Source organism: Nocardioides sp. W7, assembly GCF_022919075.1.
GTDB lineage: Bacteria > Actinomycetota > Actinomycetes > Propionibacteriales > Nocardioidaceae > Nocardioides.
Genome location: NZ_CP095078.1, coordinates 4,226,729 through 4,252,311, shown reverse-complemented (window position 1 = coordinate 4,252,311; position 25,583 = coordinate 4,226,729). Strand labels below are relative to the sequence as shown.

The following is a 25,583-nucleotide window of genomic DNA, read 5'->3' as shown; positions in this document are numbered from 1 at the left end:
CCTCGTCGATCACCGGAAGGAGCGTCACCGTGCCACGGCCGGGGGTGGGCCGCCCCGCCTCCTTCCGTTGATCGGGACCCTCGTCGCGCGCTCAGCCCGGCCGCAGCACCTCGTAGCTCAGCACCACCGTGCCGCGGCTCGTCGTACCCGAGGCGGTGAGCGCGAGCGGGCGAGGAGCGGGCAGTTCCCGGAAGAGGCGCTTGCCGGTGCCCAGGAGCAGCGGGTGCAGGAAGAGTCGCAGCTCGTCGACCAGGTCGCGCCGCAGGAGCTGCTCCACGAGGTTGCCGCTGCCCAGGACCGCGAGGTCGCCGTCCCCGCTCGCCTTGAGCTCGCCGACCGCCGCCTCGAGCTCCCCGTCGAGCAGGTGCGTGCCCGGCCAGCCGACTTCGCGGAGGGTGCGGGACGCGACGTACTTGGGGGTGCTGTTCAGCCGCCGCGCCATGGGGTTGTCGTCGGGTTGCTGCGGCCAGAAGCCGGCCATCTTCTCGTAGGTACGACGTCCGAACAGGTAGGCGGTGGTGAGATTCGGCCCGTCTGTGGTGACGGCCTCGTGGATCGCGTCGGCGTACGGCGCGCCCCAGCCGCCGTGGGTGAACCCGCCGTCGGTGTCCTCCTCGGGGGAGCCCAGGCCCTGCATGACACCGTCCACGGACAGGAACTCGACGACCACCAGTCTGCGCATGTCCGCGATGGTGCAGGACCGACGATCCGGTGGCTTGAAGGAAATTGATCCGCGACACTGGGTCGGGTGGAGGAGCCGCACCGCATCGAGCTCGCGCGGCACCGTGCCTCGCCGGCCCTCGACGGCGTGGTCGCCGGCATGGTCGGGCTGTCCGAGCGGGCGACCGGCGCGGTTCGCCGCCGTCAGCCCGCGGGCACCGTGGTGCCCCTGGTGCTCTCGTTCGGCGACGCCCTCGCGATCGACGCGCTCGCCGACGGGGTGGGAGCCGGCCGCGAGTACCGCTCCTTCGCGGCCGGGCTGTCCACCGGCTGCGCCGACACGCGGTTCGCTCGCGGCCAGGACTGCGTGCAGGTCTACCTGACCCCCCTCGGCGTTCGCCGGATCATGGGCGTCCCCGGTCGAGAGGTGGCTCGCGCCGTCCTCCACGCGGGCGATGTCGTCACCGAGCTGGGCGACACCCTGAGCGACAGGCTCCACGCGGCGACCGGCTGGGAGGAGCGGTTCGAGGTCGTCGAGAGCCTGCTGCTCCGTCGCGCGGCCGCGCAGGGTGAGCCACCGTCGTGGCTGACCTGGATGTGGGACCAGATCCGGCTGAGCGGCGGACGGGCGCGGATCGCGGACCTGGTGACCGCCACGGGTTGGAGTCACGGCCACGTGGCGCGGACCTTCCGCGAGGAGATCGGACTCACGCCCAAGGAGGTCGCGGGGGTCGTGCGCTTCGAGCGGGCCGCGGCGGACCTGGGAGTGCTGCCGCAGGCCGAGATCGCGGTGCGGCACGGTTACGCCGACCAGAGTCACCTCGCGCGAGACGTCAGGCGCTACGCCGGCGAGACTCCCGGTGAGCTCGTCGCGGCGCGTCGACCGACGCCGTCGACGGCACTGGGTGGGTTCTAGCGGCGGCAGCGCGTCCGGCTACAGCTCGCGGTCGGCGATCAGCCGGTCGAGCTCGGCGTACCCCTCGTTGACGCCGACCTCCATGCCGCTGGCCAGCCACTGGTCGCGACCCTCCAAGGAGTCGCACAGCGAGACCGCGTGCAGCCGCGTGCGGCCGTCGCCCAGGTCCTCGAACGTCAGCGTCTCCAGCGAAACGGCGTCCGGCATGCCCTCCCAGGTGAAGGTCTGGACGATGCGGTCCTCGCGGACGGTGTGGAAGCAGCCGCGGAAGGAGCCCTCGAAGTCGTCGTGCCGGGCGGTGTAGCGCCAGGACCCGCCGTCGCGGGCGTCCCACTCGACGATCTCGTTCTCGAGCTCCCTCGGGCCCATCCAGCGGACGAAGATCTCGGGGTCGGTGTGGGCGCGGAAGAGCTGCGCCGGCGTGGCCCGGAAGTCGCGCCGGATGTGGATGGCGGGCACCGTCGTGTCGGCCTCGATGGCCGCCTCGTCGTAGCGCTGCGCGGCGGTGGGGGAGCTGCTGTCCTGCTGCTCGCTGGTGGTGGTCATGATGCGGTCCCTTCTCGGGTGCTGATGGGGGTGCTGTCCTCGTCGTCCATCTCGGCCATCTCGGCCAGCACGGCGTCGAGCCGGCTGAACCGCTCCTCGGCCTGTCGGCGGTAGCGCTCGATCCACTTCGTCATCAGGTCGAACACCTCCGCCTCCAGGTGGACCGGCCGGCGCTGCGCCTCTCTGCTGCGGCTGACCAGTCCGGCGTCCTCCAGCACCTTGAGGTGCTTGGACACGGCCTGGACGCTCACGTCGTACGGCTCGGCCAGCGCCCCGACCGTCGCGTCGCCTACGGCGAGGCGAGCGACGATGTCGCGGCGGGTCGGGTCGGCGAGCGCCGAGAAGACGCGGGAGAGCTGATCGGTCATCGTGTTCCTATTCAACCGGTGGGTTGAATAGAGGGTAGGTCGCGAACTGTCGGTCGTCAACCGTTCGGTTTACCAATGAGTCGCCAGGAGGCGGACAACGCGCCCCGGTGGGCAGCACGTAGTCGGACTGACACAAGTGGCTCGAGTCCACTCTCTGCACGCCTAGGGAGACTCACCGCCGGAGACTTATGTAGGTCGGACTACGAGACCCGGATCGGGACGCGACCAGGGACGACTGCAGCATCGGCATCCTCGGTCGGAGCTCAGTCAGCTGAGGTCTGCGCGCACCAGATCGACGAGGATCGGCTTCGCCGACAGGTCGCGGCAGTGAACGATGCCGGCGTAGGCGCTGCCCGGCGGGTTCGCCATCTCGGTTCGCCCGAGCACCGGCACGTCGGAGTTCTGCACACCCGTCTGGAACGTCGCGCCTGACTGGCGGCTGTGGTTCATCGACTGGGTTTGGCGGGCCACCGTGCGATTGCCCAGCCGTCGGCCGAAGTAGTCGGTCGTCTCCGGACCCGCGCCGGCCATCAGGATGTGGGTACCGCAGTTGGCGAGGATCGTTTCGCGCTGCTGCTCGTCGAAGTCAGTGACCTCCTGCAGCGCGAGCAGGATGCTCATGCCGGAGCTGGCCGACGTCGTCAAGAGCTGAGCCAGGTTGAGACGGTCCGCCAGCCGCGGCGCTTCATCGAGCACGAGCAACACCGGCCGCGACGAGCGGTTGAACTGGAGCATCTGCTGGCGGATGAACTGGGACAGGAACAACCCGGATACCGCCGTGGACGAGCGTCCGTGCGCGAGGGGAGCGGTCACGACGAGAAGCCCGGGCTCGTCGCTCACCCGGCTCAGGTCGATCCCGCGCCGGCCGGTGACCCGGTTGAAGTCGTGGGTATTGAGCGCCTCGAGGTACGTCACGAGGAACTGGACCCGGGTGTGGTAGTCGTCGGGGGACAGGCTGATCAGGTCGCGTAGGCGGGTTTGCGCCCGCTGCGGTGCGTCGTTCCCGACGTACTGCGCCAGCCGCGGTTGATCATGGAGCAAGCGCAGGAGGGAAGCGACGGTCCACGGGTGATCGCTGGTGCTGGCGTACTCCAGCAGACCCTGGAGCCATTTGAGATCGCGCAGCCGGAACTCGCGGTTCGGGTCGACCTCACGGTCATCACCGATGATCGCGGTCGCCGCCGTCGTGATCGCGCCGTCCTCGCCGTTGAGATCGCTGATCCAGTTCCAGGTGGCCGAGCGCTGGGCGTCGGTGTAGTCGAAGTTGGTGAGGGCCACGTCGGGCAGGTCGCCCGCTGCGCGTGCGTAGGTCTGCACCATGTCGAGCAGGTCGCCGTTGCCCTTGAGATCCAGGGCCACCACGAAGTAGCCCTGACCCATCGCGGCATGGATCCAGGGCGCGATGATCGAGGTGGACTTGCCGATCTGGCTCGGGGCGTAGACAACGGTGTGCTTGTTGGCAGTGCGCGGGGTGATCCCGATCTCGCCCTCGGCGGGGAAGGACCTGGACATCAGGGACGTCTTGGGCTTGACGTACCTGCCGAGCGGGAACGCCCAGGTCTGCGGCGAGATGTCGGCGGGTCGGGCGACCCCGGAGTAGTCGAGGAAGTCCTGCGCGCCGGCCGGCACCTGGTCCCACGGCCCGATCAGACCTCTGCTGACCGCGCGCGAGCCGCGGTTGGCCCGCCGCATCGCGGCGTTGGTCGCCGCCTGATTGGCCATGGTCCGACCGGCCCTGTTCATGCTCCGACTGGCCGCGTTGGTGGCGCCGAAGACGCCGCGGGTGACCTGCCATCCCAAGCCCATGGGCCGAAATCTAGCTACCTCGGAAGGTCGAGCGACCTGATTCGTGACAGTTGGTCAAATGATGGCGAAACCGTGGGCGCTCCCGCTTTGCCGCTGTCAGGCTGGCGCCTCGAAACGTACCAACCGAACACATGGGGGAGCGGGATGTTTGGAAAGGGCGCGTCCGGACGACCGGAGGAGCCGCCGGTCGTGGATGAACCCCTGGTTCCCCTCCAGCCCGTTGCTGTGCAGCCGTTAGAGTCCCTGGCGACGACGCCAGCACCGACGCCAGTACCGGCCCCGGAGCCGGAACCCGAAGCGGTCGCCCCGCAGCCTGATCCGCTGATCGAAGCGGTGGCCGCGATCGTGGCGCAGACCGCTCGCTTCCATGAGCGCTCCGCCGCCCAGGAGGACACGATCCGGCACCTTCACGCCCGGGTCGAGGAGCTCCAGGCCGACCAGGTGCGCACCCTGCTCAAGCCCGTGATCCAGCGGATGGCGGCGCTCCACGCGCAGTCGGGCGAGGCCGCGGACCGCGCTAAGGAAGCCGGCGAAAGTGCCGAACGCGACCTCGCCTACTTCGCGGTGGCCCTCGAGGACGCGCTGGGGCTGCTCGACATCGAGTCGATCGGCGCGGCCACCGGCCAGATGTTCGACGCGAGCCGACACCACGCCGTCCAGGTCGCGGCGACCGATCAACCCGAGCTCGACCGCACGATCTTCCGGGTCCTGCGCCAGGGCTTCACCTACTCCGGTGCGGAACGGGTTCTCCTGCCCGCACAGGTCGTCATCCACCGGCACGAGCCGGTTGACGCCTCCTGACCGACGCACTTTCCCGCCCCACTCACTGGCTGACCACGAGGAGTTCCATCGTGTCCGACACCGTCTACGGCATCGACCTGGGCACCACCTACTCGGCGCTTGCGCGCATCAACGAGCTCGGCCAGGCCGAGGTCGTCCCGAATTTCGAGGGCGAGCCGGCGACTCCTTCGGTCGTCTACTTCGAGGGCGAGCGCAACGTCGTCGTGGGCGCCGAGGCCAAGCGCACGCTGCTCTCGGACCCCGACAACGCCTGTGCGCTGGTGAAGCGGCACATGGGCACCGAGCACCCGCTGGAGTTCCAGGGCAGGAGCCACGGCCCGGAGAGCATCTCGGCGCTCATCCTGGGCGAGCTGGTGCGTACGGCGAACAACTCGACCGGCAGCCAGGTCGACAAGGTGGTCATCACCGTCCCGGCGTACTTCGGGATCCAGGCGCGTGAGGCGACCCGACAGGCCGGCGCGATCGCCGGCCTCGAGGTCGTCGGCATCGTCACCGAGCCGGTCGCGGCCGCGCTGTCGGCGGTGCGGGGCGAGCAGCAGCAGACGGTCCTGATCTATGACCTCGGCGGCGGCACCTTCGACACGACCGTCCTGCAGATCGGCCCGGGCGAGGCTGACGTCATCGCCATCGACGGCAACCGCCTGCTCGGCGGCGCCGACTGGGATCTGGCGCTGGTCGACCTGATCATCCGGAAGTTCTCCGAACAGTCTGGCGCGTCGGCGGAGGACGCCCACGACAACGACCTGTTCATGGCAGAGGTGCGAGGCTCGGCGGAGGAGACCAAGAAGGCGCTGACCCGTCGCGAACAGACGACCGTGCGGTGCCGGCTGGGACAGTGGGACGAGCAGGTGGTGGTGACCCGGGCCGAGTTCGAACAGGCGACCCGGGACCTCGTCACCCAGACGCTCGACATCTCCCAGCGGGTGGTCGCCAAGGCGCAGGAGAAGCGCCCCGGCCTGACCATCGACCAGGTCCTCCTGGTCGGTGGGTCCTCACGGATGCCGATGATCGGTGCGGCGCTGCGTGACCAGCTCGGCTGGACCCCGGTCGACACCGACTTCGACCTGGCCGTCGCCAAGGGCGCCGCCATCTACGGCCAGGCCGCCCTCGAAGAGGTGCTGACCACGGACGCCGACGAGCCTGCAGAGGTGCCGGCGGACGCGCCGGCCCGTCCCTACCTCCGCGGCGCACGGAGTCTCAACGTCAGCAACGTGCTGTCGCGCGGTCTTGGCGTCTACCTCATCGACTCCCAGACCGACGAGCCGATGATCGAGTTTCTCGTGCACGCCAACGACAGCCTGCCCGCCACACCGCCGACGCTGCCGGCGCGCACCCGGGTGGCCCAGCAGCCGAGCGTCCGCGTCCGGCTCTTCGAACAGGTCGGAGAGCGTGAGTCGCGGGTGCCCGGCGAGAACCGGGAGCTGAAGGCCCAGGAGTTGCCCCTCCCGCCGATGGACGCCGGTGCGCCGATCGAGATCACGCTCGAGGTCACGTCCGAGGGTTTGGCGCGAGTGCAGGCCTTCGACCCGACCAACGGCGGTCGGATCGACTTCGAGGTGCTCGTCGCACAGCTCGACCAGGAGCAGGTGGACAAGTTCACCGAGGAGCACGACGCGATCACCCTCCGCTCATGAGTCCGGTCTGATGGCATTCGACAAGTCCGCCTATCGCGAGACGCTCAAGCAGGTGGGCAGGGATCGCGGTCGAGCGGCCCAACTCAGCCAGGTGTTGCGCGATCTCCAGGCTCCGGGTCTCGAGATGTCCACGGTGATGACCATCGTTGGCGGCATCGACCTCGCCATCCTGCTCGCGGTCGACGACGACGTGCTGGCCGGCGATATCGCGGCCCACCTCAATCGGGTGAAGGCCGCTCTCAACAACGAGCCGTCGACCAACAAGGTGGCCGGGTTCGCCAAGCGCCTCATCGAGCAGCTGCCTGCCCTGGGTGTGGACCTGGAAACGTCGTTGTTCTGGGAGGACCTCGGCGGGGCGCGGGCCCGGGCGGTGCAGGAGCAGCTCGGTTCGTTCGCGACGACCCTCGCGCTCGAGTTCCCCCTCAAGGTGATCACACCGGCCGAGCTCAGCGAGGTCGCGGCCGTCCAGGGTCTCGGCGGGATCCCCGGTGCCGCACTCGCGAAGGCAGTCGCTGACCAGGGTCTCGAGGTCCATCCGGACTTCGACCTGCCGGGGGTCGCGGTGCCGGACTCGATCCTCAAGGCCCTCGACGCAGCGGCGTTCCGCACTGTTGCCGACATCCTGGCCCTGGGCCAGGAGGCTCGACCCGTGCAGGTGAGGGTCATCGGACGTGCCGCCCTCGGCACTCCGCCCGCCGAGATCACACCGGCCCTGTTCGAACCGGCGCAGCTCGCAGCACAGCGTCGTGACGACGACGCGAGCCACCTGGCGGACCGGGTGCTGTCCGAGCTCAGGTCCTACTTCGGTACGACGGCTCAACTGCGCGAGGTGATGCTGGCGCAGGCCGTCACCACCACCCAGAACCTGCTGCGTCGCGGCATGCCGCGCGCCGCGGTCCACCGCGAGCTGGTCCAGCTCGGCTACCACGCCACCGACGCGGCGCGGCTGATCGGGAAGCTGGTCGGTTCGACGGCCGTGCAGCGACTCTCCGACGTGTCCGAACGCCTCGCCGAAGGTGCGCTCGGCGAGGCCCAACGCCTGCTGGAAACCCTCCCTGAAATCCCCGAGGAGCAGGAAGAACGCGAGCGCATCGCGGCCCGGGTGGCCGACGCCGTTCGACGCAAGCAGCAGTTGGTCGCCGAGAGCGAGCGTGCCCTCGGGTCTCGCCAACACGCTGCCGCCGCGGCTGCCCTGCGCGCTGCGCTGACCATCGACCGCGAGGACGGCGAGCTCGCCCGACGCCTCGAGCAGCTGCCGCCCCCTGCGCCGGCCCACGTCCAGCTCCGCATCGACGGCCTCCAGGTCGTCGTCAGCTGGACGGCGGACGGCGACGCCGCGGTGCGCTACTCCGTCGTGCGCACTCGTGACACGGTCCCGGCCAACCCGCAGGACGGCGAGCTCCTGGCGCAGGACCTCGAGCAGCAGGTGTTCACCGATGCTGCGCCGGCCGTCGGTCGGACGGCGCGCTACACGGTCTTCGCCAGTCGCGACGGAAGGTCCCACTCCGACGGCGCAGGCGCGGCGGTGGTCGTGCTGCCGCCGCCGACCGAACTGGTCGCGTCCGCCGGGGTGACCGAGGCGGCGCTGTCGTGGACTGCGCCCATCGAGGCTGCCGGTGTTGTCGTGACCCGGATCGCTCCCGACGGCAGCACCTTGGCCTACCCGCCCACCAACGCGGGCCAGCTGTCGGTGCCGGGGCTGACCACCGGCACGAAATACAGGTTCGCAGCGCGTGCGATCTACGTGACGCCCGACGGTCGGGAGGAGTCCGCTGCTGCGGAGGTCGACGTCACCCCGCGTGGCGCCATGGCCGCGGTCAGCGACCTCGCCGTGGAGAACCTGCCGCGCGGCGGTCGCGCCGCGCATCGCGTTAGCTGGGCGACGATCGTCGGGTATTCCGTGGAGATCTGGGCGTTCCCGGTCACCGCCACCGTTCCCACGGGTCTGCGCCGGGAGTTCCACGAGATGCAGGAGGCCGGTGCCGAGCGGGTGACCGGCATCTCCGCGTCCGACACGGGCGGCCGGAGCGTCCGCGAGCTCGCTCCGCTTCCCGACCTGCGTCGTCTGGTCGCTGTCACCGTCGACGGTGCCGGCGGGTTGCTCGGGGCGACCTGCATCGCGGGTTCGGCGCCCTCGGTCGGCGAGCCACGAGCAGAGCTCTTCGGTGACGAGGTGCGCCTGTCGTGGAGCTGGCCGAAGGGCGACCATCTGATGGAGGTCACCTGGCGGGCGTCCGGCCATCGGCAGACCGAGCGGGTGACCCGGACGACCTACAACGACAAGTCCGGGGTGAATCTCCCCAACGCCCGGGAGGTCAGCGAGATCGGTGTCGCGACCGTCGTCCGGGCCGGCGACCAGGAATGGCTCTCCACACCGGTTCCGGTCACCTACTCCGCGGTGACCAGCCGGGTGCGTTACAAGGTCCAGCTCAAGCGGGCGCTCCTCGGGGGACGGGCGACAGTGACGGTCATCGCCGAGTCCGACGACTACCGCGGCGCCCTGCCGGTTCTAGCGATCCTCAAGGAGAGCTCGATCATGCCCGGTTCGGTCCAGGACGGCCGCCAGGTCGAACGCTCCGTCCTCGACCTGAGCGAGGGCACGACGACCTGGGAGTTCCCCCTCGGGAAGGTGAGTTCGCCCTACTGGGTGCGCCTCTTCCCCGAGTCCGACAGTGCGGTTCGACTCGACGACCCGCCCACCAGCCAGATGCGAGGATGACCATGGCCCTCTTCGATTCCAAGGTCCCGTGCCCGTACTGCTACACGCGCATCAACGTGTCCAAACTGGCCTACCGGTGCAGCGGGATGAAGGCCGCCGGCAAGGACACCTGCGAGCCCGCCGTCGACGCGCGGCGTCAGGACCACTTCACGGACGGCCAGCCGCGGTTGCCGGTGATCACCGCACCCGACGGCAGTGACCTGCTGGGGCGCAACAGTGTGGAGTGCGGCACCTGCGGTTCGACCCAGAACTTCCGGGTCTGCCCGGAATGTCACCATGAGCTCCCGCACGGCTTCGGGCCCGACTCGCCGCTCTTCGGTCTCGTCGGCGTCCGTGGCTCCGGCAAGACGGTGCTGCTCAGCGCGCTGCACCGCGAGCTGGAGGGTCCGGTGGCGGCGCGATTCCGGGGGAGCGTCAGCACGGTCGGCCAGTCGAAGTTGGTCGACAGCTTCGAGACCTGGGCACGGGCCCTGTCCACCGGTGGTTCGCTCCCGGATCAGACGGCCGCGGTCGGGATCGGTCGCGACGCCAAGCAGACGCCGGCGGTCTACGAGTGGCGGGAGCCGCGGACGGTTGCACGGATCAGTCGTGACCGGGCGACCGTGCTCTCGTTCTATGACAACGCCGGCGAGGACGTGTCGACCCAGGACGCCGTCCTGAGCCGGGCCTACCTCGCGGCTTCGTCGGGCATGGTGCTCCTGCTCGACCCCTTCACCTTCCCGGAGAACCTGCGCCGCGCGGAGGAACGGCGGGTGGAGTTGCCCGAGACCGGCACGCCGGAGAGCGTCCTTGACGCGATCACCTACCTGCTGCGGGCCGCGCACGGTGTGAAGCAGTCCCGGAAGATCAAGCAGCCGCTGGCGGTCGTGATCACCAAGATCGATGCATTCTTCGACCAGATTCCCGCCGAGCACCCCCTGCGGCAGCCGTCCTCGACCGCGCCGGCGGTGAGCCGGGCAGAACTGCAGACGGTGCACGACCACGTGGCCCTGATGATCGACCAGTGGGGCGGCAGTGGACTGCTCCGCAAGCTCGACGCCAACTACGAGTCCTTCCGGCTCTTCGGCGCCTCGGCGCTGGGTTCCGAGCCCGACTACGCGGCGAGGCGAGCCGGGGACCGGGGCTTCCTGCCCCACCGGGTCGCCGAGCCGGTGCTCTGGCTGCTTGCCGAGCGCGGCATCGTCCAGGCGGTGGACTGACCGTGGCATTCGACAGGGCGATCTACACCGATGTCCGCGCTGACGAGGCAGTGGACGGCCACGACGGCTTCAACTTCCAGGCCGTCTCCGCGGGGACCACGGGTTCAGATCTGGCGGCCATCCGGGGTGTGTTGTTGCACCAGGTCCAGCCCGGCTGGGCCGTCGACCACGACGAACTGAGCCACCCGCCGACCTGCGCCTACGTGATGCGTGACGGACGGCGGTACCTGTCCCGAGGCATCTCGACCGGGACGACCCACAACGGCCGCCCGGGCAACCAACTCACCGAGATCGCGATCTCGTCGGACGCCGGCGACTTCGTGCCCTATCGGCCGGCCCAGTTGTTCGCCGCTGAGGAGTGGACCCTGGCGAAGGCGCAGGGAACGTCGGTGGAGCCGTGGCTCACCCCACTGACCATTCGTGAGGACTTCGAGGTGGACGCGCTCGGCGCGATGCTCCTCGACGACCCGTGGGCGACGACGGCCCTGGCGAGCTTCCTGACGATGGTGGAGCAGGCCGCGGCCACCGAACCGACCCGTCTGATCCTGCTTCACGACGACATCGATGTCGTGATGCGCTGGATCGCCGTCGGCACGCTGTTCCTGGACGAGGACCGGGCGATGGCCCTGCAGTTCCGGGCGCTGGTGGCGGACCCATGGCGCCAGGAGGCTGACGTGGTGGGAGTGAGCCCGGCATTCCGCGGATCGACGGCGTTCGCAGGCGCCAACGTGCTCGACCTGGCCGGCCGGACACAGCCGAAGCTCGAGCCGAGCGTCTCGGCCCAGCAGCAGGCCCGCTGGCTCGTCGAGCTGGGCATCGAGGACACCCTGGCGGCAAGCGGTACGGCGCGTCGCTGGGCTCCGGCGCTGGGCGAGGCGCGAGCCGCGGAGGCGGCGCGGGTGCTGCTGTTCCCGACGTCGCGCTCCGACGGGCAGTCGGAGTGGGCCGCCGCGATCGGTCTCGTGGGCGGGCTCATCGCGAACGGAGAGGCCGAGCAGCTCGATCTCCACAGCGAGGAGATCGTCGAGGCAGCGGCGTCCTACCGGCCGCGCACCGCTGCGGAGTTCCAGGAGCACGCGACGGCCGTGCGCAGTGCCCACGACGCGGGCATGGGGGAGTTCGCCTGTGCCCTGCTCACTCCGGGGCTTGAGGCACTCGCGGCGACACCGCACCTCTGCGAAGGGTGGGCCGCCGAGCTCGGCCAGCTCGACCTCGCGCTCCAGTGGACCGATCGTGACGAGCAGTCGGCCGCTTCGCAGAGTCTGGCGACCGTGATCGCCGGCGCACCGGACCGGGCGCTGCCCGACCTGCTCTCAGCGGCTCGGGCGCTCGGCCTCCAGCTCCCGGTGGCGGATCTCGACGCGGCTGCGCGTCGGGTGGCCAACGTCTGGCTCGCTGAACCCGCCCTCGGTGTCGGACGCTGGCAACGCTGGGCGGGTGGCGACCGCGTCGTCACACTCGTCGCTGCGATGCTGGTCCAGCGGCTCCTCTCGGGGGACCGGCCGACCGGAATCGCCTTCCTGCAGGGGACCTGGGACCACCTCGCCGAGCTGCCGCCCGGCGTACCCGTGCGCGACTGGGTCCAAGCCGCCAGGATCGGGCGCACCCCACGTGAGCGGAAGCAGGAAGTGATCGCCCGGTCCGAGCCGCTTCCGCCCGAATCGTGGACGCTTGCCCTGTCCGGCACGACGCTCGACCGCGACGCGGCGATCTGGGGTGCCTGGGTGGCCTGGCACGGACTGCCCCCGGCGATGGGGGACAGGATCCGGGAGCGGACGCTGACCATCCTCCGGGCCGACCCCGACGGCGACATCGAGGGACTGGCAGGCGACTGGCACCTGTTGTTGCCGACCATCCACAAGGTCGACTACTACGGCGACACGCCTCCCGACCCGGTGCTGTGGGATCTCGCGGCGGAGATCGGTCCGCTGAGCAAGGCGATGAACGCGGCGCTCATGGACCTGAGACTGCGTTCGAACCGTGGCATCGCGGCGTGCTTCCCCCACATCTCGCGACTGGCGCCATTGGTCCTGATGCCGATGGGACGGCTCCTGGTCGAGGCCAAGGACCGGGGGGCTGCCGAAGTGCTCGCCGAGCGACTCGGTCCCTGGGCGCGCGCGGCCATCGAGACCGGCCTGCTCCGCTGGGTCGGCACGGAGTACCGCCTCAACGCGGTTGAGCTGTCCCTCCGGTTGCTGAACTCCAAGAACGACATCATGCGGGCGACCGCGCACTCTACTCTCGTCTGGCTCCACGAGGCACATCCGGCCCTCGTCCAGGAAGCCAAACAGGCCCAGCTGCTCCGCGTCGCCCTCGAGGCCTTTGCCGTCGATGCCGGCCTGGCGCGCGCCAAGAAGGGCCGTGGTTCGGGGACCCGCGGTGAACGCTCCATCTTCGATCGACGACAGGACGGCTGATCCCATGGACGAGATCTTGTTCTTCCTCCTGATGGTGGGCGCTGCCGTGACCGCGGTGTTCTTGGTGGTCTGGATCGCCGTGGCGGCGATCGCGAAGGTCCTCGCCTGGCTGCTCGTCGTGTGGGTGATCCTGTTCGCGGTCGGTGTCCTCGGCGGCATCCTCAACGGGGTCGTGCAGCCGCCGCGAGTGCTCCGCAACCGGGCGGCCACCCGTCCTGAAGTGGCGTCGCCAGAGGCCGTGGTGGCGGGCAATGTGCTCGGCGCCCGCACTCGGGGCGCTGCCCGCAACTTCGGTTGGGACTCGGCCTGGCCGCTCTACGTCCCGTACCAGTCCCGGCGCGACCTCAGGGCCGTCGTCGCGCAGAACCGTGCGGTCCTTCGAACGGTGCAGGTGCGGACCTTCGAGCTCCTCGACGACCTATTCGACGACCTCTACGGCCTGATCATCTGCCTGGTGCTCTTCGCCGTGCCGTACGCCGGCTTCTGGATCGGCGCCTGGGTGTCGACCCTGGCGTGGGCGGCGGTGATGGTGGTGCTGGGCCGGACCGTGGCACTCGTACAGTTGGTCGGAACGTCCTGCTACCGATGGTTCGACAAGCTGGCCCGCAAGCGCATCGACGCGACGTTCAACTGCACCAGCTGCCATCGCGTGTCGCAGACGCCGAGCTACCGGTGCCCGAACGGGGCCTGCGAGCAGATCCATCGCGACGTCTCGCCCGGCGCGCTGGGCATCGTGAACCGACGGTGCTCGTGCGGGACGAGCATGCCCACCACGGTGCGGGCGGCCGCGCGGGTCCTGATCGCCGTGTGCCCCTACTGTGACGCGGAAGCCCACGCGGGCAGCGGCGCCCGCAAGGTCGTGGCCATCCCGGTGGTCGGTTCCGTCGGCGCTGGCAAGACCCAGCTGCTCACCGCAGGCGTCGTCGCGGCCGACGAGCGGGCGCGCTCGCTCGGCGGCCGTCTGGAGGCACTCAATCCGGCCGCCCAGGACTTCCTCACCGCAGCGCGGGGGGTCGTCGGTGCCGGGCGAGGGGTGGTGAAGACCGACTGGACCCACCCCGAGGGCGTTCCCTTCCTCCTGGGGCTGAACGATCGCGACGTCGAACTGCTGATCGTCGACGCGGCGGGCGAGCTCTTCGCCGAGCATGAACGAGCCCGGGGCCTGAACTACTTCGACACCTCCGACGTGGTCGTCCTGGTGCTGGACCCGTTCGCGTTCCCGCAGGCCCTGGACCTGCTGCGTGCCGCGGGACTCGGGCACATTCCGGTGGCGTCCGGGGATCCGGAGACGGCGTACGGGACGGTCGTCGACCGGATGCGTGACCAGGGGCTGCGGGTGGGTCGCAAGCACCTCGCCGTAGCCGTAACCAAGGTGGACGTCGTCCAGCAGCTGCCCGGCGCGACAGCTCTGGTGCCTGGGGACGGTGCCTCGGTGCGGGCGTGGATCGAAGCTCACGGCGGTGCCAACTTCGTGCGGCGCATGGACCTGGACTTCAAGTCGGTGGAGTTCTTCGCCGTCGACTCCTTCCGTCGCCGGGAGGCTCTCGACCCGCTCCATCCGCTGCGCGTCATCGACTGGGTTCTGCGCAAGTCAGGTGCCCGGATGGAGCTACTGCCGGCGCCCGTGAGCGTCGGGGAGGAGTCGGCATGAGGCACGACATCCCGATCATCTACTGGATATATCGCAACATCTGGACCGGGATCCACCTGGCCATCGTCACAGCACTGGCGATCGTGGCAATCACCTGGGCGCAGGGAGACACAGCCGAGCGGCTGTTCACCGACGCGTCGAACTGGACGCTCGACGTGCAGTACGCCGTGTCGAGTGCCGTGCCGTTCCCCTGGGAGAGCTGAGTCAGGCAGCCGGCGAGGCGCCGCGAAGGCGCCGCTGGACCCGGCGCTGGGCAAGGGTGCAGCCGGCGAACACGACCAGGCCGACGGCGCTGAACGCCAGGCTCACCGTGCCCGCTGCGGATCCGTCCCGCAGCGGTGCTCCGGCCAGGGCATAGATGGGGACGTAGAGGGCTGACCACAGCACCGCCGCCGGCACCGCCCAGACGAGGAAGGCCGACGGTGACCGACCGCTCAGTCCCACCGCGAACGGCATGATCGAGCGCAGGAACGGGAGGAAGCGGGCGAGCAGGATCGCCGGTCCACCGCGGTGCTCGAGGTAATCCAGGGCGTTCTCGACCCTGCCGTGCCGGCCCTTGGATAGGCGTCGTGCCCGCCACCGCGGGCCGAGCCAGCGGCCCAGCGCGTAGCCGCCCAGGTCGCCGACCACAGCCCCGACGGACACGGCCACCGCGAGGCCGACGCCCTCGCCGGGGCTCGCCACCGCCGTACCGGCCAGGAGCAGGACCAGGTCGCCCGGCACCAGGATGCCGATCAGCAGACTCGTCTCCAGGGCGGCCGCGACACCGGCGATCGCCATCCGTTCGCCCGGGCCGAACTGGCGGAACCAGTCGGCAGCGTCATCGACCGGGCTGGTGAGAGCCTGCAGCAGGTCGAGGTACTGCGCCCACAGGTCGTTCACCGCAGTTCGTCCGCCAGCCCCACGGCGGTGGCTGTCAGCAGACGGAGGACGGGGGCCACGCTGGACAGCGGGACCTCCCCGGTCGCGGGGAGCAGGATGGCCTGGCGCACGCTCACGTGAGCGATGCCGCCGATGCTGAGGTGGCACAGCCCGCCGCAGACGGCCTTCTCGACGGCCCGGAGGGCCCGGTGCAGGTCGATCTGCGAGAGCTGGGCGATCGGTGCGTCGGCCTGGGCCCAGGACTGGTCGTCGTTGTCGCGGACGTGAGCCAGGTAGACCTCCTGGAGGCGTCCCGGGGTGACCTCGTGGACCACGCGCAGGGTCTGCGGGCCGATCCGGTCGACGCCATGGGCACGGTCAAGGGTGGCGCACAGTTGATCCCAGGGGGACATGGTCATCTCCGCTCGTCAGCGGCCGTTCCGGGAATGCGACCGGTCACGGCTCGGGGAGGGCTTGGCCTCCTGCTTGGGTTCGGGCTTGGGCTCGACGCGGGCGGGCACCGGATTGGGCAACGGGCGCTTGCCGAGGTCGGCGTACTCCTGCTGGGTACGGATGCTCTGGTACTCCGCCCAGTCCTTCTGCCGGTCCTGATCGATCTGGCGCGAGTACGAAGCGCCCGTGACTGGATCCTGGCTGACGTACTGCTGGATCACGGGCGTGGCTGCTGGGTTGAGGGCCACGTAGGCCACATGGACGGTGATCGCGCCGACGCGCGCGACGTCGCGGGTGTGCTCGTAGCCCTTGGCCCACCAGGTCGACATGACCACCTCGGATCTCTCGGCCACCGCCTCCGGTGGGTGCGTGCGCAGTCTAGGCACGCACGGGGGTGGTCGGACCCCTGAATCGTCGAACCGTCACGGGCCGCCGAGAGGTGGCTGAACGGGGCGCCCTTGCCCGGCGTGACAGTTCGTCACGGGGTGCCTGAATCCCGGGTCAGGCGGCGTCCGAAGCCCCTACAGTTCAGGCACTTGAGGAATCGAAGGGGGACGCGCAGCCTTGGTTTCGACTGCACACCGCTTCCTGCATCGCCAAGATCCGGGCTCACCAAGCATGCCCCGACACTGCATGCTTCACGGCGAAGGCATCATCGATGTCGTCTTCCATGACATGTTCCACGGTTGCGTGGTCGTGCCGCGGTCCGTCGAGTTGTGGGCCGGCCAGGAGTGGGCCGACGGCGACTCCGCCCCGCTCATCGTGCGGCTGACCAACACCGGCGACCTCGACTTCGGCGGGAACGCCGATCAGGAGGCCGCCCGCCAGGCGTTCGACCTGCGCCGGAACCCGCGAGGCCCGCGCTTCGCCAGCCGCAGGCCGACGCGCCGTACGGGCGCGGCCGAACAGACGCCGCTCACTCCAGAGCAGGAGGAGGAGGCCCGCGAGGCAGCCGACCAGGCTGCCGACGGCGTGGCCGACGGGCTCGGGAGCGGCAGGGGCCTGCTCAACCGCATGGAGCAGGTGGCCGCCGCGCTGGAGGCTCAGGGACACGGGCGGATGCTGGTCGTCGTAGATGATCTCGCCGGCCAACTGGAAGAGCTGCAGGCGCTCGGGCAGGACGGCATGCGGTTGCAGGTGATCAACTGCCTCAAGCGACGCTGGCTGACCCGGATCAACCCCAACGAAGCGCTCGTCGTCCACCTCGACCGCGATCGAGCGCTCGCCCCGCTGCTGAACGGCGTCGCCGGAGTGGCGTGGTGGCCCGTCGGCGGGCCGAGCGCCGGCGAGATCGGCGAGGCGCTGGTGCGGCTGGACGCGCGTCACCGCATCGGGCTGGAGAACGTCTCCGCCGTCTCCGACGCCCTCGCCCACCACGGCTCACTGCGCGAGTCGCTCGGTGCCGCGTCGCGGACCTACCAGGCGCGGGGCCGGATCGATCCGGCCGGCGTTCTCGACCTGCCGGACATCGACGAGGAAGCCATCGCCACCGTCCTCGGCGAACTCGACCAGATGGTCGGGCTGGAGGACCTGAAGGCCAAGCTGCGCGACAAGCGCGACGGCGCGGTCAAGCTGCGTGAGCGGGTCGGTGCCGGGAAGCCGGACGACCTGCGAACGATGCACATGATCTTCAGAGGTGGCGCGGGCACCGGCAAGACGACCGCGGCCAAGATCGTCGCCCGCTTGTTCCATGCCCTCGGCCTGCTGTCGACCGATTGGGTCGTCGAGACGACGGCGAACGACATCGTCTCGCAGTTCCAGGGCGCCAGTCGGGAGCGGATGGTCGCCAAGATCGCGGAGGCGCGCAACGGTGTGCTCTTCATCGACGAGGCCCACCAGTTCGCCGATCAGTCCAACAGCCATGTCCAAGAAGCGCTCCAGGCGCTGGTCCCGCTCGCCTGGGACAACCGGCACAACATGGTCATCATTCTCGCCGGCTATGCCCCGGGCATGGCGGACCTGCTGGCGACCGACGAAGGCCTGGAACGACGGTTCCCGGTGGATGGGCGAATCGAGTTCCATGACTACAACCGTGACGAGCTGTGGGAGATCCTTTCCCGCCAGTTGCGCAAGCAGGGATTGCGCGTCGAACCAGGCACCGAAGCCACGCTTCGCCGGGTCCTGGTCTCGCGTTCCCAGCGCAGCGGGTTCGGCAACGCCGGCGGCGTGGGGAACCTCGTCGGCGAGATCCTCGACATTCGTGACGCGCGACCCGACGCGGACCCGGACGTGGTGACGTCGCGAGACATGCCGCCGCGCGTCAGGCGCCGTCCCGAGGAGCTGGCCCAGGCGCGCGCTGCCCTCGACCAGATGATCGGGTTGTCCTCGGTGAAGGACGCGGTCGCGGACGTCGTCGCGAACCTGCTCTACATCGAGCTCGAGGACGAGGACATTCCGGGCGCGCCCCGCTACCGCTTCGTCGGGCCTCCCGGCACCGGAAAGACGACCGTGGCCCGGCTGATGGGTCAGATGTTGTACGGCGCCGGCCTGCTCGACCGCAAGCAAGTCGTCGAGGTCAAGGGCGCGGACCTGATGGCGCCGTACGTCGGCCAGACCGCGCCGCGGGTCCGCAAGATGTTCGTCGATGCCCGAGGTGGTGTGCTCTTCATCGATGAGGCGCACGCCCTGATCCCGCGCGGTGAGGGCACTTTCGCCCGCGATGCCCTGAGCGCCGTGGCCGCCGAGCTCACTCACCCCGACAACCGGGACACGGTACTCATCCTGGCCGGCTACCCGGGCGAGATCGACCAGCTCATCCAGGCCGAGCCGGGACTCGCACGTCGGGTGCCGTCGGTGATTCCCTTCGAGGCGTTGACTCCGGCGGAGTGCGTGGAGAAGGCGCGATTCATGGTCGGTGCCGGGGATCGACCGCACACGGCGGAGCCACTCTTCTACTCGGCGCTCGAGGAGCTCGTGCTCGAGGCGCAGCAGAACCCCAACTTCGGCAGCGCCGGGTGGGTCGAGAACATCGTGGGTGGTGCCATCAGCCAGCTCCGACGGCGCGTGGCCGCAGACCCGGTGGCGTACGACGCACCGGGGCGCCGCCACCTGCTGGTCGAGGACTTGGGTCTGGTGCGCCCGACTGAGCAGCCGGTCCGGGAAGTGACAGTCGCTGTCGACCTCGCGGCCGAGCCCTCACTGGCGCCGCGGATCCCGATCCGGCTCGACAGCTTCATCCCGCACGCACCGGTGCTGCCGCGAGCCGGCTCGGCATCGGGTCACCTGCGTGACGTCGTGGCCCGTCGGGTCGCCGATGCCGTCGTCCTGGTCGACGTCGAGACACCCACCGCCACGGGCACGGGGACGGGCTTCATGGTCACCCACGACGACATCGTGTTGACCAGCTGGCACGTGGTGCACGACAGCGTCGCGATCCAGGTGTTCCTCGGGCCGGGCCGCGGATCTGCGCCGTCGCAGGTGGTGGCGCACGACGAGGTGAACGACCTCGCCCTGCTGCGGGTGCTGCGTGATGATGCGGTGCCGCCGCTCCAGCCCCTCGCGCTCGCGACGAGCACCGACCTGCGTCCGCTCCAGGAACTGATCGTGGTCGGCAACGCCCAGGTCGGTCACGGCGAGGAGCCGCGCGTCATCACCGCACAGGTGGCGCGCAACCAGGAACAGGACGGCGCCCACTTCGAGACCGACGGCGCGATCGAGGAGGGCTTCAGCGGAGGCCCCCTGTTCGAGATCGACCAGGGCGGCGTCGTCGGCGTGGTCCGCGGTGGTCGCGGTCGCAACGTGAAGGTCGCCGTCCGATCCGAGCGGGCACTCGACCTGCTGCGAAGCCTGGGCTACCGGGAAGGGGACCTGTGATGGACACGACACTGGACGCGCCCTCGGCGTGGGAGGCAGTGGCGGGCATGGTCGACGGGCCTCGCCTCGTCGAGGCCCTGCGCGAGGTGATCGAACAGGCACGCTCCCAGGGGTCCGCGCCGCGGGTACAGATCATCGGGCCTCCGGGCTCGGGCCGCTCGACGCTGGCCCGCCACCTGGGTCCCGTGTTCGCTGCCGAGGGCCTGGTGCCCCGCAGGGGAGGGGTCGAGGTGTCTGCGGTGACGTGGCGGCCGACGTACGTCGGAAAGGCCGGCGAAGTGGCGCGAGCGACGATGAGCTCGGCCGGGGGAGGCACTCTCCTGGTCCAGGACGCACCCCGGATGGGCGGCACGTCCGACGGATTCGGGGCATCTCCTGTCGAGGCCCTCGTCGCCGAACTGGCAGGACCGAACTGGCACGACACGGCTGTGGTCCTGATCGGCGAGCCGGGTCCGATGGCCGAGCTCGCGGCCGAGAAGCCGGCGCTGGCCGAGCACTTCGCTCACCGCCTCGTCCGCACGGCGTACGACGCCTCGCACTGTGTCGACCTGCTCGCGGTCCTGCTGGGAGCAGGGGAGCGGCCGCAGACGGCCGAGCCCGCGTTCGTCGCCGCGTTCGAGGACCTGGCCCGCGCGGCCGCGTCGGATCCTGGCTTCGACAGCGGCGACTGGGTGGTGCGGGTGCTCGACGCAGCGCTGATCCGGATGCGACGACGGGTGATGACCGACCCCGAGCGCTTCGACGCAGAGGGTCGCCGCCGACTGGTGCTCGACGACCTCGTGCCGCCCGAGATTCCCCAGACCCACAGTCAAGGGAGCTGACCATGGTCCATGTCGGTATCGACATCGGTACGTCGAACACCGTTGCCGCCTACGTCAACGAGCAGGGCGAAGCCGTCGCGCACCACATCGAGAACTCGGTGCTGGTGCCGTCAGTGATGTACGTCGACGAGCTCGGCGGGCGGCGTACCGTCGGCCAGGCCGCTCTTGACGAGTGGGCTGACCCGGAGTTCGACCCGGCCGCCTCCTTCCGGCGCTGGAAGCTGGCGATGGGCAATGAGGTCGTCCTGGGTGAGCTCGCCATCGGCGGGAGCAAGCGAAGCACCAGGGTCACCCCGGAGCAGCTGACCACCTGGCTGGTCGAGTACGTCGTGGGCCACATCGCCGACGGCGTCGGTGGCCTCGAGGTCGAATCGGTGGTCGTGACCGTCCCCCACGGCTGGCGTCGCGAGAACCCGGAGAAGTGCGTGGCAACGCGCGCGGCCGCCTCGCTGGCGACCACCAACGGCACCAACCTCAAGGTGCGTGAGCTCACCTTGAGCGAGCCCGTCGCGGCGGCCAGCTACTGGTTGTGGGCCGCACGGCGCGGCGACACCGGAGCCGGCGACGACTTCCAGGGACGCACGGTTCTGGTCGTCGACATCGGTGGCGGGACCTTCGACCTGAGCCTGGTCCGAGTGGGGGCGGAGTCGGACCCGCTGGTGGTGGTCGACGCGATCAACCACGAGTTCGCTGGTGACTTCGCCACCGCGCTGGTCATGGCGCGCGTCGCCACCCAGGCCAATGCCGACCTGGGCACGACGTTGCCGACCGACCCCGGTGAGTTGCTGACCCTCGTGGGCGGTGACGAATCGGCCTGGGCCCGGGCCTGGTTCCTGGGCGCGCAGGAGCTGGTGCGCAAGGCCTCGACGCACCTGGCTGCTGCGGCGAGCCGGAACCTGACGCCGCGCCCGTTCAGGAACCACTTCGAGATGCCTGACGGTGAAGCGCTCAGGGTCCAGTTCACCCACGACGAGTTTCTGACCGTCCTCGAGCCCTTCTACGCATCGGGTCGTGACCTGGTGCGCCAGTTTCTGGGGCTCCAGGAGGCCGCCGATCTCCCGTACGGCGTGGTCTTCGCGGGCGGCGGCAGCCGGATTGCCGGTGTCGCCGACGAGATCGTCGAACCGGTCCTCGCCGACGTCGTCAAGGACGTCGCGACGGTGCTCGGCCGGATCGTCCTCAACGACGCGCGGGTCGACCAGGCAGTCGCGCTCGGCGCCGCCCTGGTCGCGAGCGACGTGGTGACGGTCGAGGAACGCCTGCTCTACGACATCGGCCTCGGCGTCGAGGTGTCGCAGCCGATCGCGAAGGTCCTCGACCTGGTCGCGGGCGAGCGGACGGTCGCGGTCTCGCCGATGCTGGCGCGCGGCTCTCGGCTCCCGACGGAGGCCGACAGTGCCACGCTGATCGGGGCCGTGGAGATCCCGGCGGGTCACAGCGCCGACTTCAGCGTGTGGGTGTTCGACGACCCGCACCATCCCTTCAAGCAGGAGTGGTCGCTGCCGCGCTTCGCGAGCGAATCGAGTGTGTCGGCATCGGTGGTCTTGACGGCTGACACCGACGGGGTCCTGACCGTGCACCTGGTGCGCGAGGACGGGGTCAGCGAGACGGTCCTGGGCCGGCTCGCGCGGGAGCGGTCGCGACGGGTCACGCTCACCGTGGATGCGGGCATTGAGGACAAGGAGTCGGTTCAAGTGGTCAGCCCCGACGACCTGAAGGCAGCGGTTGACAGGGTGCGGCGAGGGAAGGTCACGTCATGACGTCGACGAGCAGTCAGGACACCAACCTGACGAGCGAGCTTACCGCGATCCTGCACGGTGTGCTGCGGGCCGGCAGGCGACTCGAATGGGACGCCTGGTTCCCCATCACCCAGGCGGTGTCGGCGGATCCGCAGGCGTTGCAGGACGCCGTGAGCGCCCTGGCTCTCCAGGAGTGCTACGACCTGCTCGACCATTTGAAGGCCGACGGCGGCCCGCTGGCCGACTACCTCCTGTGTGTGCTCGCGTCCCGGCCTGAGGTCTTCGACGACGACCAGGTGCGCGCGTACCTGCTGGCCGATGCGGGCCCTGCTCTGAACCGGCGAGCGAGCGGTCTGGCCGGTCTCGTGTCCCAGTTGCGTTCGAACGTGGCCGAGCTCGACCGGCGTCGTGAGGACGGCTTCGACCTGGCCATCGAGGTCACCAGGCTGGAGGCCCGGCGCAACGAGCTGCGCGCCGAGCAACTCGACGAGGAGTTCCAGGAGATGAGCGATCTCGAATGGGAGATCGCACGGCTCGAGACGTTGCGGGCACGACTGGACGACTACGTGCCGGCCGAACGCGCTGCGCACCGCGACGCCCTGCTTGGGGAGTCGCAACGCCTCCAGACCGACCGGCAACAGACCGAAGAGCTCGTCGCGGCAGCGATCCGGGCCCGGGACGAGGCCCTGACCGGGGTGGAACGACTGCGCCGCGAGGCGGCGCAGGCCGAGCAGGAACACGGCTCGTTGACCGACGAGTCGGCCACCCTGTCGCGCCGCCTGGACCGGACGCGTGGCGAGCTCGAGGCCCTGCAGCGCGACATCGTCATGGTGCGTGGCGAGTTGGCCGCGCTCGAGGAGCGGCGTACGGCGCTCCAGGAGGAGTTCAAGGCCGATGAGTCGCGTCTGACCGATCTGGAGCGCTCGCCCGTCGGCGACGCCGCTCGCGCCCTGCGCGAACAGATCCGTCAGATCTATGCCGGGCTGCCGGTGGACGAGATGGACTCCCGGTTCGACAACAAGAGGAGAGCCCGATGAGTGGACCCAAGCGTGCCGACGTGCAGTCGGCGCTGGACCAGGCGGCCCGCACCGCTCAGACCGTTGCCGAGACGATCGGCAAGGCGCAGGACGGAACGATCCGGGCGCTGGCCGACCAGTTGGCCGAGGAAGCGCAGAAGGCGCGGGGACTCGAGGACCAACTCGGCGCGCTCGAGAAGGAGCTCGCTGCGACCGGCAGCCCGGAGGCGCGGCGGGCGCTGCTGACGGCCAAGGCGGCGCGGGAACGAATCCGGGACGTGGCGAGTCGCCGTACCGACCTCGGCAAGCAGGTCTCCGAGATCGCCAAGCTGGCGGGTGAAGCCGGTGCCGCGCACGCCCGTGCGCAGAAGCAGTACGACGCCGCACGGGCGAGTCTGTCCGGCAGCGGCGGACACTACCTGAGCCAGGAGATGGCGTCGGCCACGGCCGCCGGCCGTGCCTTCGACGATGCGGCGGCGGTCGCGCAGCGGGCAGCGGCCGCGAGGGAACACGCGCGCGTCCAGGCGACCGCGGCGCTGGAGGTGTCGCACGCCGCGCTCGCCGCAGGGCAGCAGGCGCTCGGCCAGGCCGACAAGGCCAGGCGAGCGGTCGAGGAGCGACGCAAGGCTGCAGAAGAGGCACAGCGCATCGTCGAGCAGGCCCGTCGGGCCGCCGTGGAGGCGTTGCAGGAGGCGACGATCGCCGTCGATGCGCTCGATGGCGCGGTGGTCGACCAGTTCCTGCCGGACCGCCGTGCTCGGTTGGCGCAGTCGGTCGAGGAAGCAGGTCGCGCGCTCGCGGCTGGCAGGTTCGCCGACGTGCACTCGGGCGTCAAGGCCATTGCCTCCGAGACCGGCAAGGTCGCTGAAGAGGCGGCCGAGGCGAAGCGTCGACACGACGAGGGTCTGGCCCGGGCGTCGGCTGCCGCCTCAGAGTTGGCTGCGGTGATCGGCGGTGCCGACGAAGAGGTGTTGCGCGAGTGGGCAGCGGACTCCGCTGCTCTGACGGCTGCGCGAACTGCTGCGGCCGCGGTCGACGCCGCCATCGCCGCCGGCGACTTCGACCGGGCAGTCGCGCTCGCCGGACAGGCCGGAACGGCTCTGGACGCCGCGGTTGCGGATGCAGCGGAGACGCTCGCACAAGACGTGCGACGGGCCGAGATCGGCGACGCCGTGATGGACGTGCTCGAGGAGCTGGGTTTCGAGACGTCCTGCGAGGACGGCACCCGCGACCAGGCGTTGAAGATCAGCGGCCAGACGTCGAGCGAGACGGGTCGCGGCGACTTCGAGATCGAGATCCCGCTCGACGGGGAGGTCGACTTCGAGGTGAAGGCCGACGAGGGAGACACCGCCTGCGCCACCGTGATCCGCGACCTGCAGAAGAAGCTGGCGGCGCGCGGCATCGACTGGAAGGTCACCGACTGGGGCCATGCGACCGGCACCGAAACGGGCGGACGGACCCGGACGCAGACCCAGACGCAGACACAGACCCGGACGCAGACCCCGGGCTGATGACGCCCGAGGCACCGGGTCCGGGCCTGCTCCGGATCGGCCACACCGCTCTCGACGTCGTCGACACCCTGGGTCCGGGGCGGCGTTCAGTCGTCTGGGTCCAGGGCTGCACCATCCACTGCGCCGGCTGCATCGTCCCGGAGAGTTGGCGCGCAGGTGGCCGGCTCGTCGATCCGGCGGAGCTGGCCGACGAACTGCTCGCCGACCAGGACGCCCAGCTGACGGTCAGCGGCGGCGAGCCGACCGAGCAACCGGCGGCGGTGGCCCGGCTGCTCGCGGCCGCACGCGAGCGGGGGCGCACCACCTGGGTCTACACCGGGCGCTCCATCGAGGACCTGGTCGCCGAAGGGGACGACGACCTGCTGACCATGCTCGCTTTGACTGATGTGCTGGTCGACGGGCCCTTCGCCGAGGACCAGGCCGGTGGCGTCGGCTATCGCGGGTCACGCAACCAGCGGATCCTGCGCCTGACCGATGCGGTCGACGAGGAGTCTGCGCTCGGTGGCCGACCGGGCAAGATCGAGTTGCGACTGTCGTCGAGCAACCACGAACTCACGCTCATCGGCATCCCTGAGCCCGGCCTGATGACTAGCCTCCGCGAGCGACTGGCGGCCCGGGGTCACGAACTCAACTCCCGCCACTGGCGCTGAGA

21 protein-coding genes are annotated in these 25,583 nt (G+C 70.1%); 14 read left to right on the top strand and 7 right to left on the bottom strand.

The annotated features are described in order from the left end of the window. Positions 1-91: 91 nt before the first annotated feature. Positions 92-682 (bottom strand): dihydrofolate reductase family protein, encoded by a 591-nt coding sequence (locus MUB56_RS19990; protein ID WP_244928763.1) that lies wholly within the window; start codon positions 680-682, stop codon positions 92-94. A gap of 66 nt (positions 683-748) precedes the next feature. On the opposite strand from MUB56_RS19990, the gene MUB56_RS19985 reads away from it, so the two are divergent. After that, positions 749-1,576 carry a helix-turn-helix transcriptional regulator gene (locus MUB56_RS19985; protein ID WP_244928762.1) on the top strand — a complete coding sequence of 276 codons (828 nt, stop codon included), beginning with the start codon at positions 749-751 and terminating at the stop codon, positions 1,574-1,576. An 18-nt stretch (positions 1,577-1,594) separates the two neighbouring features. Here MUB56_RS19985 and MUB56_RS19980 read toward each other — a convergent pair whose 3' ends face one another. The 3 genes from MUB56_RS19980 to MUB56_RS19970 form a co-directional block, all read right to left on the bottom strand. Beyond that, entirely contained in the window at positions 1,595-2,122 is a 528-nt protein-coding gene (locus MUB56_RS19980; protein ID WP_244928761.1) for an SRPBCC family protein, read from the bottom strand. Then, positions 2,119-2,490, bottom strand: coding sequence for a metalloregulator ArsR/SmtB family transcription factor (locus MUB56_RS19975; protein WP_244928760.1), 372 nt, complete (start codon positions 2,488-2,490; stop codon positions 2,119-2,121). The genes MUB56_RS19980 and MUB56_RS19975 overlap by 4 nt, the downstream gene beginning before the upstream one ends. Before the next feature lie 267 nt (positions 2,491-2,757). Continuing rightward, positions 2,758-4,002 (bottom strand): TraM recognition domain-containing protein, encoded by a 1,245-nt coding sequence (locus tag MUB56_RS19970; RefSeq protein ID WP_244928759.1) that lies wholly within the window; start codon positions 4,000-4,002, stop codon positions 2,758-2,760. A gap of 627 nt (positions 4,003-4,629) precedes the next feature. Between MUB56_RS19970 and grpE the strand changes: the two genes are divergently transcribed. From grpE to MUB56_RS19935, 7 genes are read left to right on the top strand one after another with little or no spacing between them, the layout of a single operon-like run. Next, positions 4,630-5,097 carry a nucleotide exchange factor GrpE gene (gene grpE, locus MUB56_RS19965; RefSeq protein ID WP_244928758.1) on the top strand — a complete coding sequence of 156 codons (468 nt, stop codon included), beginning with the start codon at positions 4,630-4,632 and terminating at the stop codon, positions 5,095-5,097. A 50-nt stretch (positions 5,098-5,147) separates the two neighbouring features. Beyond that, the gene (locus MUB56_RS19960) at positions 5,148-6,731 is read left to right on the top strand and encodes an Hsp70 family protein (protein ID WP_244928757.1); all 1,584 of its coding nucleotides are present in this window, start codon (positions 5,148-5,150) and stop codon (positions 6,729-6,731) included. Positions 6,732-6,741: 10 nt separating this feature from the next. Then, positions 6,742-9,450, top strand: a complete 2,709-nt coding sequence (locus MUB56_RS19955; RefSeq protein ID WP_244928756.1) for a hypothetical protein — start codon at positions 6,742-6,744, stop codon at positions 9,448-9,450. Positions 9,451-9,452: 2 nt separating this feature from the next. Continuing rightward, entirely contained in the window at positions 9,453-10,649 is a 1,197-nt protein-coding gene (locus MUB56_RS19950) for a hypothetical protein (protein ID WP_244928755.1), read from the top strand. 2 nt (positions 10,650-10,651) lie between these two features. After that, positions 10,652-13,066: a hypothetical protein gene (locus tag MUB56_RS19945; protein WP_244928754.1), complete on the top strand. Its 2,415-nt coding sequence runs from the start codon at positions 10,652-10,654 to the stop codon at positions 13,064-13,066. A 4-nt stretch (positions 13,067-13,070) separates the two neighbouring features. Continuing rightward, complete coding sequence (locus tag MUB56_RS19940) at positions 13,071-14,717, top strand: hypothetical protein (RefSeq protein WP_244928753.1); 1,647 nt, start codon at positions 13,071-13,073, stop codon at positions 14,715-14,717. Next, a complete protein-coding gene (locus MUB56_RS19935) occupies positions 14,714-14,920 on the top strand; it encodes a hypothetical protein (protein ID WP_244928752.1) in 207 nt (68 codons plus the stop codon). The genes MUB56_RS19940 and MUB56_RS19935 overlap by 4 nt, the downstream gene beginning before the upstream one ends. Position 14,921: 1 nt before the next feature. Here the strand turns inward: MUB56_RS19935 and MUB56_RS19930 are convergent, their stop codons facing one another. Genes MUB56_RS19930 through MUB56_RS19920 form a run of 3 tightly spaced genes read right to left on the bottom strand, consistent with a single transcriptional unit; the run spans position 14,922 to position 16,360 of the window. Next, entirely contained in the window at positions 14,922-15,599 is a 678-nt protein-coding gene (locus MUB56_RS19930) for a VTT domain-containing protein (protein WP_244928751.1), read from the bottom strand. Further along, positions 15,596-15,997 (bottom strand): hypothetical protein, encoded by a 402-nt coding sequence (locus MUB56_RS19925; protein WP_244928750.1) that lies wholly within the window; start codon positions 15,995-15,997, stop codon positions 15,596-15,598. Before MUB56_RS19925 ends, MUB56_RS19930 begins: the two co-directional genes overlap by 4 nt. Before the next feature lie 9 nt (positions 15,998-16,006). Then, positions 16,007-16,360: a hypothetical protein gene (locus MUB56_RS19920; RefSeq protein ID WP_244928749.1), complete on the bottom strand. Its 354-nt coding sequence runs from the start codon at positions 16,358-16,360 to the stop codon at positions 16,007-16,009. A gap of 304 nt (positions 16,361-16,664) precedes the next feature. Here MUB56_RS19920 and MUB56_RS19915 point away from each other — a divergent pair, with 304 nt between their 5' ends. The 6 genes from MUB56_RS19915 to MUB56_RS19890 are packed head-to-tail and all read left to right on the top strand — an operon-like array spanning position 16,665 to position 25,581. Further along, positions 16,665-19,844 carry an AAA family ATPase gene (locus MUB56_RS19915; RefSeq protein ID WP_244928748.1) on the top strand — a complete coding sequence of 1,060 codons (3,180 nt, stop codon included), beginning with the start codon at positions 16,665-16,667 and terminating at the stop codon, positions 19,842-19,844. After that, a complete protein-coding gene (locus MUB56_RS19910; protein ID WP_244928747.1) occupies positions 19,844-20,665 on the top strand; it encodes a hypothetical protein in 822 nt (273 codons plus the stop codon). Before MUB56_RS19915 ends, MUB56_RS19910 begins: the two co-directional genes overlap by 1 nt. 2 nt (positions 20,666-20,667) lie before the next feature. After that, the gene (locus tag MUB56_RS19905) at positions 20,668-22,425 is read left to right on the top strand and encodes an Hsp70 family protein (RefSeq protein WP_244928746.1); all 1,758 of its coding nucleotides are present in this window, start codon (positions 20,668-20,670) and stop codon (positions 22,423-22,425) included. Then, positions 22,422-23,441, top strand: a complete 1,020-nt coding sequence (locus MUB56_RS19900) for a hypothetical protein (protein WP_244928745.1) — start codon at positions 22,422-22,424, stop codon at positions 23,439-23,441. Before MUB56_RS19905 ends, MUB56_RS19900 begins: the two co-directional genes overlap by 4 nt. Beyond that, complete coding sequence (locus tag MUB56_RS19895; protein ID WP_244928744.1) at positions 23,438-24,931, top strand: hypothetical protein; 1,494 nt, start codon at positions 23,438-23,440, stop codon at positions 24,929-24,931. Before MUB56_RS19900 ends, MUB56_RS19895 begins: the two co-directional genes overlap by 4 nt. Then, positions 24,931-25,581 (top strand): 4Fe-4S single cluster domain-containing protein, encoded by a 651-nt coding sequence (locus tag MUB56_RS19890; protein ID WP_244928743.1) that lies wholly within the window; start codon positions 24,931-24,933, stop codon positions 25,579-25,581. Before MUB56_RS19895 ends, MUB56_RS19890 begins: the two co-directional genes overlap by 1 nt. The last annotated feature ends 2 nt before the right edge of the window (positions 25,582-25,583 follow it).